This is a genomic window from Streptomyces sp. Tu 2975 (assembly GCF_009832925.1).
Lineage (GTDB): Bacteria > Actinomycetota > Actinomycetes > Streptomycetales > Streptomycetaceae > Streptomyces.
Genome location: NZ_CP047140.1, coordinates 3,841,310 through 3,856,885 on the forward strand (window position 1 = coordinate 3,841,310; position 15,576 = coordinate 3,856,885).

12 protein-coding genes and 1 pseudogene are annotated in these 15,576 nt (G+C 72.3%); 6 read left to right on the forward strand and 7 right to left on the reverse strand.

All coding sequences use genetic code 11. The features are described from left to right. Window positions 1–9 precede the first annotated feature (9 nt). Window positions 10–741: a GntR family transcriptional regulator gene (locus GLX30_RS16900; protein WP_159689349.1), complete on the reverse strand. Its 732-nt coding sequence runs from the start codon at window positions 739–741 to the stop codon at window positions 10–12. A gap of 115 nt (window positions 742–856) precedes the next feature. Here GLX30_RS16900 and GLX30_RS16905 point away from each other — a divergent pair, with 115 nt between their 5' ends. Continuing rightward, the gene (locus tag GLX30_RS16905; RefSeq protein ID WP_159689352.1) at window positions 857–1,288 is read left to right on the forward strand and encodes a hypothetical protein; all 432 of its coding nucleotides are present in this window, start codon (window positions 857–859) and stop codon (window positions 1,286–1,288) included. A gap of 228 nt (window positions 1,289–1,516) precedes the next feature. On the opposite strand, the gene GLX30_RS16910 is transcribed toward GLX30_RS16905, so the two are convergent. Continuing rightward, a complete protein-coding gene (locus GLX30_RS16910; protein ID WP_159689355.1) occupies window positions 1,517–2,872 on the reverse strand; it encodes an aspartate aminotransferase family protein in 1,356 nt (451 codons plus the stop codon). A 176-nt stretch (window positions 2,873–3,048) separates the two neighbouring features. Between GLX30_RS16910 and GLX30_RS16915 the strand changes: the two genes are divergently transcribed. The 3 genes and pseudogenes from GLX30_RS16915 to GLX30_RS16925 all read left to right on the forward strand — a co-directional run bounded on the left by GLX30_RS16915 (window position 3,049) and on the right by GLX30_RS16925 (window position 5,969). Further along, window positions 3,049–3,642: a DJ-1/PfpI family protein gene (locus tag GLX30_RS16915; protein ID WP_159689358.1), complete on the forward strand. Its 594-nt coding sequence runs from the start codon at window positions 3,049–3,051 to the stop codon at window positions 3,640–3,642. Next, window positions 3,639–4,136, forward strand: coding sequence for a MarR family transcriptional regulator (locus tag GLX30_RS16920; protein WP_159689361.1), 498 nt, complete (start codon window positions 3,639–3,641; stop codon window positions 4,134–4,136). Before GLX30_RS16915 ends, GLX30_RS16920 begins: the two co-directional genes overlap by 4 nt. A 181-nt stretch (window positions 4,137–4,317) precedes the next feature. Then, a pseudogene (locus GLX30_RS16925) lies at window positions 4,318–5,969 on the forward strand (protein kinase). A gap of 62 nt (window positions 5,970–6,031) precedes the next feature. Here GLX30_RS16925 and GLX30_RS16930 read toward each other — a convergent pair. Further along, window positions 6,032–7,384: a S1 family peptidase gene (locus GLX30_RS16930; protein WP_159689364.1), complete on the reverse strand. Its 1,353-nt coding sequence runs from the start codon at window positions 7,382–7,384 to the stop codon at window positions 6,032–6,034. Between the two features lie 294 nt (window positions 7,385–7,678). Between GLX30_RS16930 and GLX30_RS16935 the strand changes: the two genes are divergently transcribed. Further along, entirely contained in the window at window positions 7,679–9,577 is a 1,899-nt protein-coding gene (locus tag GLX30_RS16935; protein WP_244258192.1) for a serine/threonine-protein kinase, read from the forward strand. Between the two features lie 13 nt (window positions 9,578–9,590). On the opposite strand, the gene GLX30_RS16940 is transcribed toward GLX30_RS16935, so the two are convergent. From GLX30_RS16940 to GLX30_RS16950, 3 genes are all read right to left on the reverse strand, one after another. Then, complete coding sequence (locus GLX30_RS16940; protein ID WP_159689367.1) at window positions 9,591–11,303, reverse strand: serine/threonine-protein kinase; 1,713 nt, start codon at window positions 11,301–11,303, stop codon at window positions 9,591–9,593. A 246-nt stretch (window positions 11,304–11,549) separates the two neighbouring features. After that, on the reverse strand, window positions 11,550–12,347 hold the full coding sequence (locus GLX30_RS16945) for a hypothetical protein (RefSeq protein WP_159689370.1): 798 nt from the start codon (window positions 12,345–12,347) through the stop codon (window positions 11,550–11,552). A gap of 348 nt (window positions 12,348–12,695) precedes the next feature. Then, complete coding sequence (locus GLX30_RS16950) at window positions 12,696–13,979, reverse strand: adenylosuccinate synthase (RefSeq protein ID WP_159689373.1); 1,284 nt, start codon at window positions 13,977–13,979, stop codon at window positions 12,696–12,698. A gap of 153 nt (window positions 13,980–14,132) precedes the next feature. Here GLX30_RS16950 and GLX30_RS16955 point away from each other — a divergent pair, with 153 nt between their 5' ends. Further along, complete coding sequence (locus GLX30_RS16955) at window positions 14,133–14,945, forward strand: diacylglycerol kinase (protein ID WP_159689376.1); 813 nt, start codon at window positions 14,133–14,135, stop codon at window positions 14,943–14,945. Between the two features lie 71 nt (window positions 14,946–15,016). Here GLX30_RS16955 and GLX30_RS16960 read toward each other — a convergent pair whose 3' ends face one another. Further along, window positions 15,017–15,526: a MarR family transcriptional regulator gene (locus GLX30_RS16960; protein WP_159689379.1), complete on the reverse strand. Its 510-nt coding sequence runs from the start codon at window positions 15,524–15,526 to the stop codon at window positions 15,017–15,019. Window positions 15,527–15,576: the final 50 nt, after the last annotated feature.

Consider the following 15,576-nt stretch of genomic DNA (forward strand, 5'->3'; position numbering starts at 1 on the left):
GCGGGACGCTCACCTCTCGCGCCGCGCCCGCCCGTCCCGTTGCTCCATGCGCTCCGCCCAGGCCAGAGCGTGGTCGTCGTAGGCGCGGATCTCGGCGCGGACGCCGGCCGCGTCGCCGCGGGTCACCGCGTCGACGATTTCCTGGTGGCCGCCCCAGAGCCGGTCGGGCAGCTCCGCTTCGAGGCGCAGGAACGGTACGGAGAACACCCACGCCTGCACCCGCAGCCGGTGCAGGAAGTCGCAGAGGTAGCGGTTGGCGACGAGTGCGCCGAGCTCACGCCAGAAGCGCAGGTCGTAGCCGATGAGAATGTCAAGATCGCCGCAGCGGGCCGCCCGCGCAGCCTCTTCCGCCCGTCGCCGCACGGACAGCAGAGTCTGCGGCGCCGGCGGCGAGGGCCTGCTCTGCGTGACATGGCCGAAGATCGCGTCAACGATCAGCGACCGGGTCTCGACCATCGTGCGGAAGTCGTCGAAGGTGAACCGGTGGACCTTGAAACCGCGGTGCTGGTCCGAGTCGAGGAGGCCTTGGGCGGACAGATCGACGAGGGCCTCGCGCACAGGGGTCGCCGAGACGCCGTACTGGTCGGCGATCTCCCTGACGGTGAACTCCTGTCCCGGCTGCATCCGCCCCGCGAGCACCTCGTCACGCAGCGCGTCGGCGATCTGTTGCCGCAGGGTGTTGCGGGTGACGGCACTCTGGTTGCCGTTCCCGCCACCTCCGCCGCTGCCGTAGCCGGGCATCGTGGGCTTCTCCTTCGCCTTCGGTCCCGGACACGATAGGCCAGGGGTGGTTCGGCCCGTACGCGGGCGGCGTACGGTCCGGAGCGGGAGGGGAGGCGAGATCCGGGTGCGCGAGATGTTCGAGGCAGCCACCGGCGACGGCCCGCCGGTGTCAGGGCCCGGCAGGGCGGCCGAGGTGCGGACGGCGTTCGAGGGGCTGCTCCAGATCCGGCGGGTGACGAACACCACGGGCGGTGAGGCCGTGCCGGCGCCGTGGGAACTGATCAGGACGGTCCGCGCGGTGGCGCTGTCGCTGGAGGCCTCCGGATTCCCACCCTCCGCCGTCCACGACGAGCGGCGCACGGCCACGGGCTACCGCGTCCGGCCCGGCGAGCGCCCGCACACGGTGTACGTCGAGTGGCTCGGCCCGCCGGGCAGCGGGGCGGTCCATGAGGAGGAGGACCGGCTCAAGGCGTGCGCCGAGGTGCTGGCAGGGCTGGGTTGGGAGGGGCTGCTGTACCGGGGCCCCAAGAAGCGGAGGTTCCTCGAGGTCGAACCGGTGGCGTGAGGGGCTGATGACGGCCACGGCCGCGGCAGGCCGGAGGGACGCGGGCCGGTGCGGGGCGGGGCCGGGGCAGGGGCCGCCGCGGCGCCGAGCAGGCGCCACGGCCCCTCCGGCCGGCCGGAGGGGAGCCGGAGGGGGCGGGCGGGGCCATGGCCTCCGGCCGGCCGAAGGGATGTCTGCCGGAGGGATGCCCGGCGGGGGATGCCGGGCGGAGGGGTGCCGGGCGGGGTCTCAGACCGTCCACTCGTCGGCGACCGACAGCGCCGCGTCCAGCGCGGCAAGGCCCTCCTTCGCCTCCGCCTCGCTCACGTTGCACGCGGGGACGGCGTGCGTGCGGTTCATGTTGATGAAGGGCCACAGGCCGTTCTTCTTGCAGGCCGCGCCGAACGCCGCCATCGCCGCGTTCGCCTCGCCGGACGCGTTGTAGGGCACCAGCGGCTCGCGGGTTGCTCGGTCGCGGACGAGTTCGAGCGCCCAGAAGACGCCCAGGCCGCGCACCTCGCCCACCGAGGGGTGGCGCTCGGCGAGCTCGCGCAGCCCCGGGCCGAGCACCGTCTCTCCGACGGCCGCCGCGTTCTCGACGACCTTCTCGTCCGCCATGACCTGGATGGTGGCGACGGCCGCCGCGCACGCCAGCGGGTGGCCGGAGTAGGTCAGTCCGCCGGGGTAGGGGCGCTTGTCGAAGGTCGCGGCGATCTCGGCGGAGATCGCGACACCGCCGAGCGGCACATATCCCGAGTTGACCCCCTTGGCGAAGGTGATCAGGTCGGGCACCACATCGAAGTGGTCAGCGGCGAACCAGGCGCCCGTGCGTCCGAAGCCCGCCATGACCTCGTCGAGGACGAAGACGATGCCGTACCGGTCGCAGATCTCGCGGACGCCCGCCAGGTAACCGGGCGGCGGCGTCATGATGCCGGCCGTGCCCGGGATCGTCTCGAGGATGATCGCCGCGATCGTCTGCGGACCCTCGAAGGCGATGGTGTCCTCCAGGTGCGTCAGAGCGCGGGCGCACTCCTCCGCCTCCGTCGAGGAGTAGAAGGGGGACCTGTACAGGAACGGCGCCCAGAAGTGGACGACGCCCGCCGTCCCGTTGTCGCTGGCCCAGCGGCGCGGGTCGCCGGTGATGTTGACCGCCGTGGCCGTGCCGCCGTGGTACGAGCGGTAGGCGGAGAGCACCTTCGGACGGCCCGTGTGCAGACGGGCCATCCGGATCGCGTTCTCCACGGCCTCCGCGCCGCCGTTGGTGAAGAAGATCTTGTCCAGGTCACCGGGGGTGCGCTCGGCGATCAGCCGGGCCGCCTCCGAGCGCGCCTCCACGGCGAACGCGGGGGCGAAGGTGGCGAGCTTGCCGGCCTGTTCCTGGATCGCCGCGACGACCTTGGGGTGCTGGTAGCCGATGTTGGTGTAGACGAGGCCGCTGGTGAAGTCGAGGTAGCGGTTGCCGTCGTAGTCCCAGAAGTAGGACCCCTCTGCGCCGGCGACGGCGAGCGGGTCGATCAGGCCCTGGGCGGACCAGGAGTGGAACACATGGGCGCGGTCGGCCGCCTTGACGGCAGCTCCGGTCTGCGGGTCGGCATGAGGGGTCATGCGGCTCAGCGTAAGGAACCGCCGGTCGGAGCCGACATGGCCACCTTGTATGGACCCGGCCGCTTATCTGGGCAGGGTGTCGCCCCTTCCGGGCACCCTGCACGATTGACAGCATGTTGCCGTTATGACAGGCTGCTGTCAGTTACAGAGGAAGGGCACACGTCAAGGAGGGCACCATGACCCGCGGGACCGTTCACCTGGCCGTCTACGACACCTACGCTGACTGGGAGACGGGGCACACCACCGCTCACCTCACCCAGAACGGCTTCACCGTGAAGACGGTCGGCCTCACCACGCACCCCGTCACCACCATGGGTGGCGTCCGCATCCAGCCCGATCTGGCGCTCACGGACCTCGACCCGGCGGACAGCCAGCTGCTGATCCTCACCGGAGCGGCCTTGTGGGACACGGGCGACGTCCTCTCGCCCTTCGCCACCAAGGCCCGCTCGTTCCTCGACGCGGGTGTGCCGGTCGCGGCGATCTGCGGCGCGACCGCCGGTCTCGCGCGTGAGGGCCTGCTCGACGACCGCGCCCACACGAGCGCCGTCCCGTTCTACCTGGCCGCCACGGGCTACAAGGGCAGCGACCACTACGTCGACACGGATGCCGTCACCGACGGCGACCTGATCACCGCCGGTCCGACCGAGCCCGTCGCCTTCGCCCGCGAGGTCTTCGCGCGTCTCGGCGTGTACGAGGGGGAGAAGCTGGACGCCTGGTACCGGCTGTTCCACGACTCGGACCCGGCGGCCTTCGAGGTCCTGAACGCATGAGGCCGGCCGACCATCCGCAGGAACTGCTGACCCGCACGGCTCTCGGCGTCTTCCGGCTGAACGGGCAGTTCATCACCGTCTCCGACCGCCTCGCCAGGGATGCGGGGCTGACGGCGGCCCGCTGGCAGGTCCTCGGCGCCGTGGTGCGCGAGCCGCAGTCCGTGGCCGGGATCGCCCGAACGATGGGCATCACCCGGCAGAGCGTGCAGCGCATCGCCGATGTGCTCGCCGACCAGGGGCTGGCCGAGTACCGGCCCAACCCGGCCCACCGGCGCGCGAAGCTGCTGCACGCGACGGAGGACGGCCGGGCCGCGATCAAGCAGCTCGACCCCGGCCACGCACGGCTGGCGAACCGGCTGCTGGACGCCCTCGGACCGAAGGAGTTCGCGGAGACCGTGCGGGTGCTGGAGCAGCTGTCACAGGCGATGGACGCCATCGACGCCGAGGCCACGTCCGACGGCGCGGCCGTCCTCCCACCCGGTCCGGAAGCCTGACGCCGGGAACCCGACGCCGGAAACCTGACAGGGACGCGCCGGGGCGGGACTCCTCCGAACCGGCGGGCCGGGCCCCCTACGAACCGGCGTTCCGCGCGGACCGCTGACCTGTGTGACACCCGACGGGCCCACTATCCTCGGTCCGTCGAGCATTTCGGTACGGGGGAAAGGCCGCGCGGCGATGGAGCAGCTGGCACCAGGGGATCCACATCACATCGGCGAGTACCGGATCCTGACCCGGCTCGGCGCGGGCGGCATGGGCACGGTGTACCTCGCCCGCTCCGACCGCGGACGCACCGTCGCGGTGAAGCTCGTACGGCAGGAGCTCGCGGAACAGGAGGAGTTCCGTAACCGCTTCCGGCTCGAGGTCCGGGCCGCCCTGCGGGTCGGCGGGAGGTGGACGGCCCCCGTCCTCGACGCGGACACGGAGGCCCCGGTCCCCTGGGTCGCCACCGGCTACATCGCCGGGCCCGCGCTGCACACCGTCGTCTCCGGTGAGCACGGACCGCTGCCGCAACGCAGTGTCCGCCTGCTGGCCTCCGGCCTGGCACACGCGCTGACGGACATCCACACGGCCGGCCTGATCCACCGCGACCTCAAGCCGTCGAACATCCTGCTCACCATCGACGGGCCCCGTGTCATCGACTTCGGCATCGCCCGCGCGCTGGAGACGGTCGCCGACGGCGGCCTCACCCGCACCGGCGCGCTCGTCGGCTCGCCCGGTTTCATGTCGCCGGAACAGGTGCGCGGCGACCGGATCACCCCAGCCTGCGACGTCTTCTGTCTGGGATCGGTACTGGCCTACGCGGCGACGGGAAGGCTCCCGTTCGGCTCGGCCGCGAGCGGCGGCCACGCGCAGATGTTCCGTATCGCACAGGAGGAACCTGACCTCGCAGGGGTCCCCGAAGATCTGCTCGACCTGATCCGCGACTGTCTGTGCAAGGAGGCCGGCGAACGGCCGACGGTGGAGGAGGTCCTTCGCCGGACGGCCGCCGACGCGGACGGCGAGCCATGGCTTCCAGGGACGCTGATCGCTCAACTGGGGCGCCACGCCGTCCAGTTGCTGGACGCCGAGCAGCCGCAGGCCCCGGCACAACCACCGACGATGACGGCGCCTCCTCGCGCCGTACCGACACCCCCTCCCGCTCCGGCGGCGCCGATGCCGGCCGCGGTGCCGCACACGCCGCCCGGACCGGTGTACGGCTATCCGCAGCCGTACCACCCCGCCCCGTACCACCCGGCCCCGTACCCGCAAGGGCCCCATGCCCCGACTCCGGCTCCGGCTCCGGCGCCACGGCGCGGCTCCCGCGGCGGGACCCTGGCCCTGATCGCCGTGGCGCTGGTCGTCGCCCTCGGCGCGGGCGGCTCGGTGTACGCGTTCATGTCCAAGGACAAGGGCAAGCGGACGACCGCGGACCCGAAGCCCTCCGCCACGTCCACGGCCCCCACCTCCGGCACGCCCGCCCCGACCAGCACGCCCTCGCCCGCCCAGACGGCGGGCGACGTGCCGCAGGAGTACGTCGGCACCTGGCGGGCGTCATTCGAGACGGCGGACGGCACCAACACCCGGATCATGACGATCACCCAGGGCGCGACGGGCGAACAGGTCATGACCCTGAGCGGAACGGGCCCCAACTACGACTGCCGCTGGTCCGCGACCCTCCGCGCCCCGGGCCCACCGCTCGAACTCTCCCCACGGCCGTCACGTTCGGCGACCGCGTCTCGTGCGCCCCGGGCCAGTGGAGCCGGTTGAACATGCCCGCCGACAACATCGTCGTCCGAGAGCTCGTGGGCTCGACCGGCGAGCCGCTCACCTACACCAAGACGAGCTGAGAAGGGCACCACGGCGGCCGAGAGGGCTACGGCGCGGTCCTGCCCCGTGTCCGCCGTCCGCGTCAGCCCCAGCTCGCGCTGTGGAAGTTGCGGTACTCCCTGCGCTCCTGCGCCGACACGAGCCATCGTGCACCCAGCAGTCCGGTCAGGCTGAGGCCGATCAATCCCGCGCCCAGGGCCGGGTTCCCGAAGTCGACGATCGAGCTGACCGCCCGCGATCCGAGGCCCTCCACGGACCGCGGCGGCGGCGCGGGTACAGGCGGGGCGCCGCCCTCCGACTGGTTGTCCGCCCCGTCTGGAGCGGGCGGACCGCCCGTCAGGTCCACGCCGAGCTTCTCCATGGCGGTGGTCACCGGCTGGAAGTACGTCGTGCCGCCCGTGGTGCAGTCCCCGTCGCCCCCCGAGGTGACGCCGAGCGCCAGCCCCTCGGAGAACAGCGGCCCGCCGCTGTCCCCCGGCTCGGCGCAGACCGTGGTCTCGATCAGTCCGGTCACCGTGCCCTCGGGGTAGTTCACCGTGGCGTTGACGGCGGTCACCTCACCGGAACGGAACCCGGTCGTGCTGCCGCTGCGGAACACCCGCTGCCCGACGGCCGGTTCGCCTGCGCCGATGATCTGTACGCCCCGGCCGCCGCCGATGTCCACGACATTGGTGCGGTCCAGGACGTCGACGTCCTCGTAGCGCACCAGGGAGTAGTCGTCGCCGGGGAAGCTGGCGGCCGTGGTGGTGCCGACGAGTTCGTCGCCCTGACGGTCCCGGAACCAGGTGGAGTCCTCCGGGCCGCAGTGCCCCGCCGTCAGGATGAAGATGTCCTGGCCGTTGGTGACGTTGAACCCGGCCGTGCACCGCCGCTGGTCCCCGAAGACCGCCGTGCCGCCGTTGACCCTGGTGGTGAAGGTTCCCCGGGTGCGTTCCATGCGGACGAAGCCGCCGATCTCCTCCGCGAGGCCGGACATGCGCGACCAGTCGCCGGCGGAGACGGTGCTGTCCGCTCGCACCGTGATGCTGTTGGCCGCGTAGTCGACCGCCCAAGCGGTACCGGGCACCCGCGGCGCGGAGCGCAGGGTCTCGGCGGCCGAGCGGAGCCGCTCCATGCTGTGGCGCACGACTCTGGCCTCGGCGCCGGCCCGCCGTACCTCCTCCGCGGCGTCCTGATCGGTGACGGCGACGACAGTCTTCCCGTCGGGACCGGTCCAGCTGCCTGCGGTACGGGCCGGGCCGAGCCGCGACACCAGCCCGGCCGCCGGGGTTGCGGCGGCCGGTGGACCACCGGCGGTCGGCGGCCCGGCGGCAGGCGGCTCGCCCGCCATGGCGCCGGAGACCATCAGCCCGCCGCTGAGCACCCCGACCACGGCGGCCACCCGCACGACCCGCTGGAGTTTCCGTCGTACGCCCCTCCGGCGTGCGTGCATCATGCGCGGCCCCTTGGTCGTGACGGAACGGCTTCGCCAGTGCCATGGGGCCCCGGACGCCGAGGCCCCCGTCCTCAGTACGTGCCGCGGTACCGGACCGTTCAGCCGGCGCCGCAACAGGGTCATCGCGTACACGTAGCGGTTGCTCTCGTACTCGTCGACCGACCACAGGAGACCGGCCCGGGCGTCAGCAGGTCCCGGAGACGTTCACCGAGCCCTGCACCCGACAGCCGTGCCGGATCCGGTCACAGGCGGCAGACGTCAGTGCAAGTGACCTGTCAGGCAAGGGGCTTGACCATGGCGCAGGACGCGTCCGCCGCGTTGTGGGAAGATCCGGGCGTGGATGCCCTGTTGCCCGAAGACCCCACCCAGATCGGCCCGTTCCGGCTGCTCGGACGGCTCGGAGTCGGCGGGATGGGGCGGGTCTATCTCGCCCGCTCCGCCGGCGGCCGGACCGTGGCCGTCAAACTCGTGCGGGCGGAACTCGCCGCGCAGGACGAGTTCCGGCGCCGGTTCGCGCGTGAGGTCGAGGCGCTCGAGCGGGTCGGAGGGGCCGGGACCACTCCCGTCATCGCTTCGGACACCGCCGCGGAGTCGCCCTGGGTGGCCATCGGATATGTGCCGGGGCCGTCACTGAGGAGCGTCGTCGTCGACCAGTACGGGCCGCTGCCGGCGAACTCCGTACGCGCCCTGGCCGCAGGACTGGCCGACGCACTGGGGCACATCCACGCCGCCGGGCTGCTGCACCGGGACCTGAAGCCCTCCAACATCCTGCTCACCGTCGACGGCCCCCGGATCATCGACTTCGGCATCGCACGCGCCGTGGACACCGTCACCGACGGCGGGCTGACGACGACCGGCGCGGTCGTCGGATCACCCGGCTTCATGTCGCCCGAGCAGGTGCGGGGCGAGCGGCTCACGCCCGCGTCGGACGTGTTCTGTCTGGGCGCCGTGCTGGCGTACGCGGCCACCGGGCGCCCGCCGTTCGGGTCCGCGGACAGCGGGGTGCATGCCGTGCTGTTCCGTATCGCCCACGAGGAGCCGGACCTCGCCGGGCTCGCGCCCGAGCTGGAGCCGCTCGTACGGGGCTGTCTGGCCAAGGACCCGGCCGCCCGGCCGACGGCCGCGGAGCTGGCGAGCGTGTCCCTTCCGGACGAACCGTGGCTGCCCGCAGGCCTGTTGGCCGGGCTGGGGCGGAACGCGGCCCGGCTGCTCGACGCGGACGGGGACCCGACACCCCCGACGCCGGTGACCGTGCCGGCCGCGCCGCGCAGGCGGCGGCGTGCCCCGCTGCCGGCCGCGGCCGCGGTCGCCGTCCTCGCCGTCGTAAGCACGTTCGCCGCCGTGCAGTGGAAGGACCGCGGCGGGACGGACGACGGGGCGGGCGGCGCGGGAGCGACCGGCACTCCCGTCGCGTCGACCGACGGCACGGACGACTCCGGCGGCTCGGGCGGGATCGTTCCCGACGACTTCCTCGGCGCCTGGGAGGGCGTCCTGCGGGGCAGTGCCGACGCGCCGTACGAGACCGGGCGTATCGAGATCACCCAGGGCCGGGCCGGCGAGAAGACCGGCGTGTACGTGCACGTCGCCGGCGAGCGGCTGTGCATGGGGCGCTCCACGCTCGTCTCCGCGGACGCGGACCGGATCGTGTTCGGCGAGAGCGACGTCACCACCAGCGTGCCCGAGAAGCGCTGCACCCCCGCAGCGCACCAGACCCTGACCGTACGGTCGCCAGAGGTGCTGGAGTGGACGTCGGGAGACGTCAGCGCCACGTTCCACCGGTCGAAGACCGGCCCCAAGGCCGTGCCGTCCGCCTTCGTCGGCCACTGGCGGCAGAAGTTCGACGTGCTGGACGCCCCGCCGGACTACAAGGAGTCCCGTTCCTTCGAGATGACGGTCACCCAGGGCCCCGTCGGCGCCCCGCTCGTACGGTTCAGCGAGAACTACCCGCGTACCGACGACGAGACCGGCGAGGAAACCGGTGACCTGGTGCACTGCGAGAGCACCGCGGTGCTCGGCGGCGTCGGCGATCTGGTCGTCCTCGGGCCGCCGCAGCCGGCAGAGGGTTCCGACCCCGAGTGCGCCCCGTCGGAATCGGCGCAGAACCTGCGCGCCGACCGCTTCGAGGGGAAGGAACGGCTCCTCATGTACGGGATGAGCGCCGACGGCGAACCGGCGGAGTACGTCCGCCGGTGAGCCGTGCGCGGGCTCACCCCTCGTACGGGTACACCCGGGTGACCTTGCCCTTGAGGTCGGCGTCCAGGTGCCCGCCCGCACCGTATTCGTCGGACAGGTAGATGCCCAGTCCGAGCGGAGTGCCGAACGTTTCGCTCGGCACCCGGGCCACCAGATAGCGGGTGGTCGGATCCTTCACGTTCACATCCTTGCGGGCCCGCTCGAACAGGGCGGGAAGCACGTCCCAGTCGAAGTCGTCCAGGCTGAACGGGCGATATCCGCCGGAGAGGGTGCCGCTGATGATGCCCTTCTCCGCACCTTGCCCGACGCGGTAGGTCCAGCTGTCGTACCGCCTGTCGTCTCCGTCGACCATCACGTCGGCCGACACGTGCTCCGGGTACACGGTGAGGCTTCCGACCCGGTCCGTACCGGTCTTGGCCTTGATGTCCGCGACCGCCGTACGAATGCCGTCCGGCGTCAGCAGGTCGATCTGCCGGGCGCTCTGCGACGGCGTGGGATCGGGAGGGGTCGGCGTCGGGGTCCGTGTCCCCGTGACGGCCGGCCCCGACGGCTTGGCCCCCGCCTCCCCGCCGTCTTCGCCGTCGGGCAGCAGCGCCCACACCAGTACGCCGGTCAGCACGGTCGCGGTGATCGACGAGCCGATCGCGATCCGGCGGCCCGGCCGGGCCCGCCGGACCTCCGCACGGCGGGCGGTCTCCTCACGCTCCACCATGCCCAACGCATGCCGGCGCAGCCCCGACACCGCCGCACCCTGCGTCGGGACGGCGTCCTGGGGCCCGGTGGTGGCGGGAGGGGACAGCCGGTACGAGGTGGGCACCGCGTCCGCAGGCGCCGGGTCCTCGGGCCCCGCGGCTACGGGTACCGCGTCCACCCACGCCGGCGGGCGGCCCTCCACCACCTCTGCCAGCATCCGGTCCACCGCCTCCGGGCCGGGACGCGCCGCCGGGTCCTTGACCAGCACCGCGGCCAGCACCGCCGCCAGCGGACCTGCCTGACGCGGCGGCGGAAGCTCGTCGTTGAGGACGGCCGCCAGTGTGGCGAGCGTCGAGCTCCGGCGCAGCGGATGGTGCCCCTCCACCGCGACGTACAGCATCATCGCCAGCGACCACAGGTCCGAGCCGGGTCCGCCCTCGTCCCCGGAGATGCGCTCGGGAGCCATGTAGTCGGGCGTGCCGATGAGGGAGCCGGTCGCCGTGAGGACGGTCGACTCCCGGATCGCCGCGATCCCGAAGTCGGTGAGCACGGGCCGCCCGTCGGGCCGCAGCAGTACGTTGGCGGGCTTCACGTCCCGGTGCTGGATACCGGCGTCGTGCGCGGCCCGCAGCGCCGCCAGCACCTCCCGGCCCAGCCGGGCGGCTTCGGCCGGCGCCATCGGCCCCTCCGCGAGCCGGTCCGCGAGCGACCCGCCGGTGACCAGTTCCATGACCAGCCACGGGTAGGTGTCCTCGCCGCCGTCGACGACGTGGTGGATCGTCACCACGTTGGGATGCTCGACCCTGGCGAGAGCGCGCGCCTCCCGCAGTACCCGCGCCCGCAGCATGCGGGCCGCTTCCGGGTCGTACTCCGCGAGCCCCGGATCGGGCGGCCGCACCTCTTTCAGCGCCACGGCCCGGTCCAGCACGACGTCCCGCGCACGCCAGACCGTCCCCATACCGCCGCCGCCGAGCCGCCCCTCCAGCTCGAACCGGCCGTCGACCACCCGCCTGCCGGCGCCCCCGTCGCTCATGGCGGGAGCATAAGGGACGCCGGTGACGCCGGCGGCGTGGGCGTCGCACCGGCCACGTGCCGAGGCTCGTGCCGGGCGGCCGGACAGGGAAAGCCCCCGGACGCGGATCCGCGGCGAAGGCGCTCGGCCCTCGCCGCGGATCTGCCCCTCGGGGGTTCCAGTGTCCCGCGAACGCCCTACAGGAACGAGTTGATCTCGAAGCTCGCGGCCACATCGCCTGGTCGACGAGGTGGATCGGCAGCTGGCTCACTGCGGCGGCTGACCACCGTAGGGCTGGTGACCGTACGGGGGCTGGGCCGGGGACTGGTCCCCGTACGGGGACTGGTGGCCGTACGGGGGCTGCTGGGCGTACGGGGGCTGCTGGGCATACGGCTGGTACGGCTGGTGCTGCGGCGCCGGGTACGGAGGCTGTGGCCCGCCGTAGGGCTGCTGGGCGTACCCCTGCTGCCCGTACTGCTGCGGCTCGTGCCACTGTGCGGGCGGCAGGCTGCCGGGCGCGAGGTAGGAGACCTGGCCGGGGGAGGGCTCGTGGCGCACGAAACCCGCGGCCTCCAGGTGTGCGCCGGCCCTCTTGTGGCGCGCGAAGTTGAACCAGACGCCGAGGCCGGCGACCGCGGCGAGGAAGCACACGTAGCCGAGAACCAGGCCAGGACTGTCACCCAGGGAGCCGAGCGGGCGCAGGCTCGCCAGCAGGAGCGCGATCACGATGACCGGCAGCCGCCTCAGCAGCGCGGCCCTGCTGCTCAGGTCGAACAGAACCCGCTTCTTGTTGAGTTCCAGCACCTGCTGCGGGATCTCGGGGACCCGGGGGGCGTACGGCCAGTACTGCGCGGCACGCGCCTGCGCCTGCGGGCTCGGGTCGGGAGTGAAGGCCAGCTTGATGGAGAAAACCTCCTGCCGGGCCCCGGCGTACTGGTAGCCGAACAGTTCGGCGACGCACACCAGCGTCGCGAGCCGCTTCGTCATCGACATCGTGGTTGTGAACTCGAACGGCATGCCCCGCCGCATGCTGTCGAGCAACTGGGTCGTCTGGCGATCCGCCATGTGTCTTCACCCCTGAACCGGCCTCGGCAGTGCTCCCGCCTCGGCGCCGGCGTGAACATTCGGAACAGGCAGCCTAACCAGCCGTGTGCACGGCGGGGAGGGGCCCCTGCCCGCCTCGTACGCCGGCGCGGCCGTCACTCATGGGTCACCACGGGGCCCGGCCCGCCGGACGTCGGGCGGACGCCGGCGGTCGGGCGGACGCCGGCGGTCGGGACCGGGCACCCTCGGGCGAGGACTCCCGCCCACCCGCCGCCGTACCGGCTGTCTCCCCCGGCGGGAACCGACGCGAAGGCCCCGGACGCCGATTCGCGTCCGGGGCCTCGCACCGTGTCCGTCCCCCCGGCAGGCCTACAGGAACGAGTTGATCTCGATGGTCTCGGTCCGGCCGGGGCCGACGCCGATCGCCGAGATCGGGGCGCCGGACATGTCCTCCAGCGCCTTCACGTACGCCTGCGCGTTCTTCGGCAGGTCGGCGAAGGTCTTCGCCTTGGTGATGTCCTCGGACCAGCCCGGCAGCATCTCGTACACCGGCTTCGCGTGGTGGAAGTCGGTCTGGCTGTACGGGAGTTCCTCGACGCGCTTGCCGTCGATCTCGTACGCCACGCAGACCGGGATCTGCTCCCAGCCGGTGAGGACGTCCAGCTTGGTGAGGAAGAAGTCGGTCAGGCCGTTGACCCGGGTCGCGTAACGCGCGATGACCGCGTCGAACCAGCCGCAGCGGCGGTCACGGCCGGTGGTGACGCCCCGCTCGCCGCCGATGCGGCGCAGCGCCTCGCCGTCCTCGTCGAACAGCTCGGTCGGGAACGGTCCGGCGCCGACACGGGTCGTGTACGCCTTGAGGATGCCGATGACCCGGCTGATCTTCGTCGGGCCCACGCCGGCACCGGTGCAGGCGCCGCCCGCGGTCGGGTTCGAGGAGGTGACGAAGGGGTATGTGCCGTGGTCGACGTCCAGCAGGGTGCCCTGGCCGCCCTCGAAGAGGACGACCTTGCCCTCGTCGATGGCGTTGTTCAGGATCAGCGTGGTGTCGGCGACGTACGGCCGGATCTGCTCCGCGTACTGGAGCATCTCCTCGACGATCTTCTCCGCTTCGATCGCGCGGCGGTTGAAGACCTTCGTCAGCAGCTGGTTCTTGGTGTCGAGGGCCGCCTCGACCTTCTGCATCAGGATCGACTCGTCGTAGAGGTCCTGGACGCGGATGCCGACGCGGTTGATCTTGTCAGCGTAGGTCGGGCCGATGCCGCGGCCCGTGGTGCCGATCTTGCGCTTGCCCAGGAACCGCTCGGTCACCTTGTCGACGGTGACGTTGTACGGGGTGATCAGATGGGCGTTACCGCTGATCAGGAGCTTGGACGTGTCGACGCCGCGGTCGTTCAGCCCGCTCAGCTCGGAGAGCAGAACCGCCGGATCCACGACGACGCCGTTACCGATGACCGGAGTACATCCCGGCGAGAGGATTCCGGAAGGGAGGAGATGCAGCGCATACTTCTGGTCGCCGACGACAACCGTGTGGCCGGCGTTGTTGCCGCCCTGGTAGCGCACCACATAATCCACTGATCCACCGAGCAGGTCGGTGGCCTTTCCCTTGCCCTCGTCACCCCACTGAGCACCGAGCAGCACAAGTGCGGGCACAGGCGTACACCCCTTCCGGGCGGGGCAAGACCAAGGTCAGGGGGCCGGAGCCGTGCCTGAGTCCTGGGACAGGTTGCCCCGGAATAGACGAAGCCCCTGGCGCAATAGCGCAAGGGGCTCTTGCACAAAGATGCTACCCGAGGAAGGACCGAGGTGTCGGATCCCGACCAGCTGCTGGTGGTCATCGACCCGGTCGCCCGCCGAATGGACGGCGAGTCCGTGCGCATCGCGAAAGATGTGCTGTGCGGCGGGTCGGAGGCGAAAATCTGTCTTCCCCAGGGCCCGGAGGAATTCGCCCGGGCACTCGCCCGGAGGGGTTCGCGCAGGCCGGTGGTGGTCGGCGACGACCGGGCACTGCTGAGGGCCGTGGCCCTGCTGCACCGCGACCGCTCGCTCGGCGACGGTGTGCTCGCACTCGTCCCCGTGGGCGCCTCCGTACGCCTCGCGCACTCCCTCGGCGTTCCCGCCGGGGCGGTCGCGGCGGCCAGGGCGGTCCTGGACGGGACACCACGGCGGCTCGACCTGCTCGTGGACGAGAGCGACGGGGTGGTCCTGGGCGATCTGGCGATCCCGGCGGCCCGCCCGGCGCAGCATGTGGAGGGCGCCTCGGTGTGGACGACGGCCCGCTCCCTCGTACGCACTCTGGTGCGCCCCGCCCCTTCGGCCGCGCCGGTCCGCACCCACCGGCTGCGCGTGGAGGCGGACGGGGTCCTGATGTGCGACCTGGACCGCCCCGTCGAGGACGTCACCGTCCGCGCCGGCCCGGGCGGCCGCGCGGAGGTCGTCGTACGCCACGGCGCGACCGCCGAGCCTCTGCGCGCGAGCGTCCTCTCCCTGACGGTCTCCGGCCCGGACTTCCGCTACCGGGCCGACGCGCACGTCACCGGCCCGGTCAGGACACGCACATGGACGGTGCGGGCGGGGGCGTGGGGCCTGACATTGCCGGCGGCGACCCCGGCGGGCTGACCCCGAAGGCCCGGCGGGCGTCGGGCGTCGGGCCGACCTGGGCCGGGCAGGGCGGCCCCGGTCGCGACCGGTCAGGCCGCGCCGTAGAGCTGGTCGCGGTGTTCGCGCCAGCGTTCCATGAGGAGGGCGAGCTCCTTCTCCAGGAACTGGAAGAACTCCAGCGTCTCTGACATCCGGCGACCCGCACCCGTGTCGGGACCGAGGCTCACCACGCCCTCCCGCAGCGTGTGCTCCCAGCGCTTGAGGATCTGGTCCCGGTTGGTGAGCGCCTCGTACCACTGGTTGCTGTGCACGCGGTAGCGGTCGCGGCGGGAGCCCGGTTCCCGCTCGCGGGAGACCATGTTGACCTGGGCGAGGTAGCGGATCGCGCCGGAGACCGCGGCGGGGCTGACCTGGAGCTGCTGTCCGAGCTCGGCCGAGGTCATCACACCCGAGTCGGAGGAGAGCAGGGCGGCGAAGACACGGGCCGGCATCCGGGTCATGCCCGCTTCGACGAGCTGGGCGGCGAAACGCTCCACGAATGCGGACACCGCGTCCTCGTCGCGCGGCTGCTGCGCTGCCGTGGTCTGTTCGGTCACCACCGGATCATCTCCCCTTGTCACGGTCCTGAGCCGAGTTTATACGCTTCCTT

What these genes read in the sequence shown, in the direction of transcription:
- GLX30_RS16910 (WP_159689355.1), bottom strand. Translation starts at nt 2,872, where the DNA reads ATGACCCCTCATGCCGACCCGCAGACCGGAGCTGCCGTCAAGGCGGCC.
- GLX30_RS16920 (WP_159689361.1), top strand. Translation starts at nt 3,639, where the DNA reads ATGAGGCCGGCCGACCATCCGCAGGAACTGCTGACCCGCACGGCTCTC.
- GLX30_RS16905 (WP_159689352.1), top strand. Translation starts at nt 857, where the DNA reads ATGTTCGAGGCAGCCACCGGCGACGGCCCGCCGGTGTCAGGGCCCGGC.
- GLX30_RS16945 (WP_159689370.1), bottom strand. Translation starts at nt 12,347, where the DNA reads ATGGCGGATCGCCAGACGACCCAGTTGCTCGACAGCATGCGGCGGGGC.
- GLX30_RS16900 (WP_159689349.1), bottom strand. Translation starts at nt 741, where the DNA reads ATGCCCGGCTACGGCAGCGGCGGAGGTGGCGGGAACGGCAACCAGAGT.
- GLX30_RS16915 (WP_159689358.1), top strand. Translation starts at nt 3,049, where the DNA reads ATGACCCGCGGGACCGTTCACCTGGCCGTCTACGACACCTACGCTGAC.
- GLX30_RS16940 (WP_159689367.1), bottom strand. Translation starts at nt 11,303, where the DNA reads ATGAGCGACGGGGGCGCCGGCAGGCGGGTGGTCGACGGCCGGTTCGAG.
- GLX30_RS16935 (WP_244258192.1), top strand. Translation starts at nt 7,679, where the DNA reads ATGGCGCAGGACGCGTCCGCCGCGTTGTGGGAAGATCCGGGCGTGGAT.
- GLX30_RS16930 (WP_159689364.1), bottom strand. Translation starts at nt 7,384, where the DNA reads ATGATGCACGCACGCCGGAGGGGCGTACGACGGAAACTCCAGCGGGTC.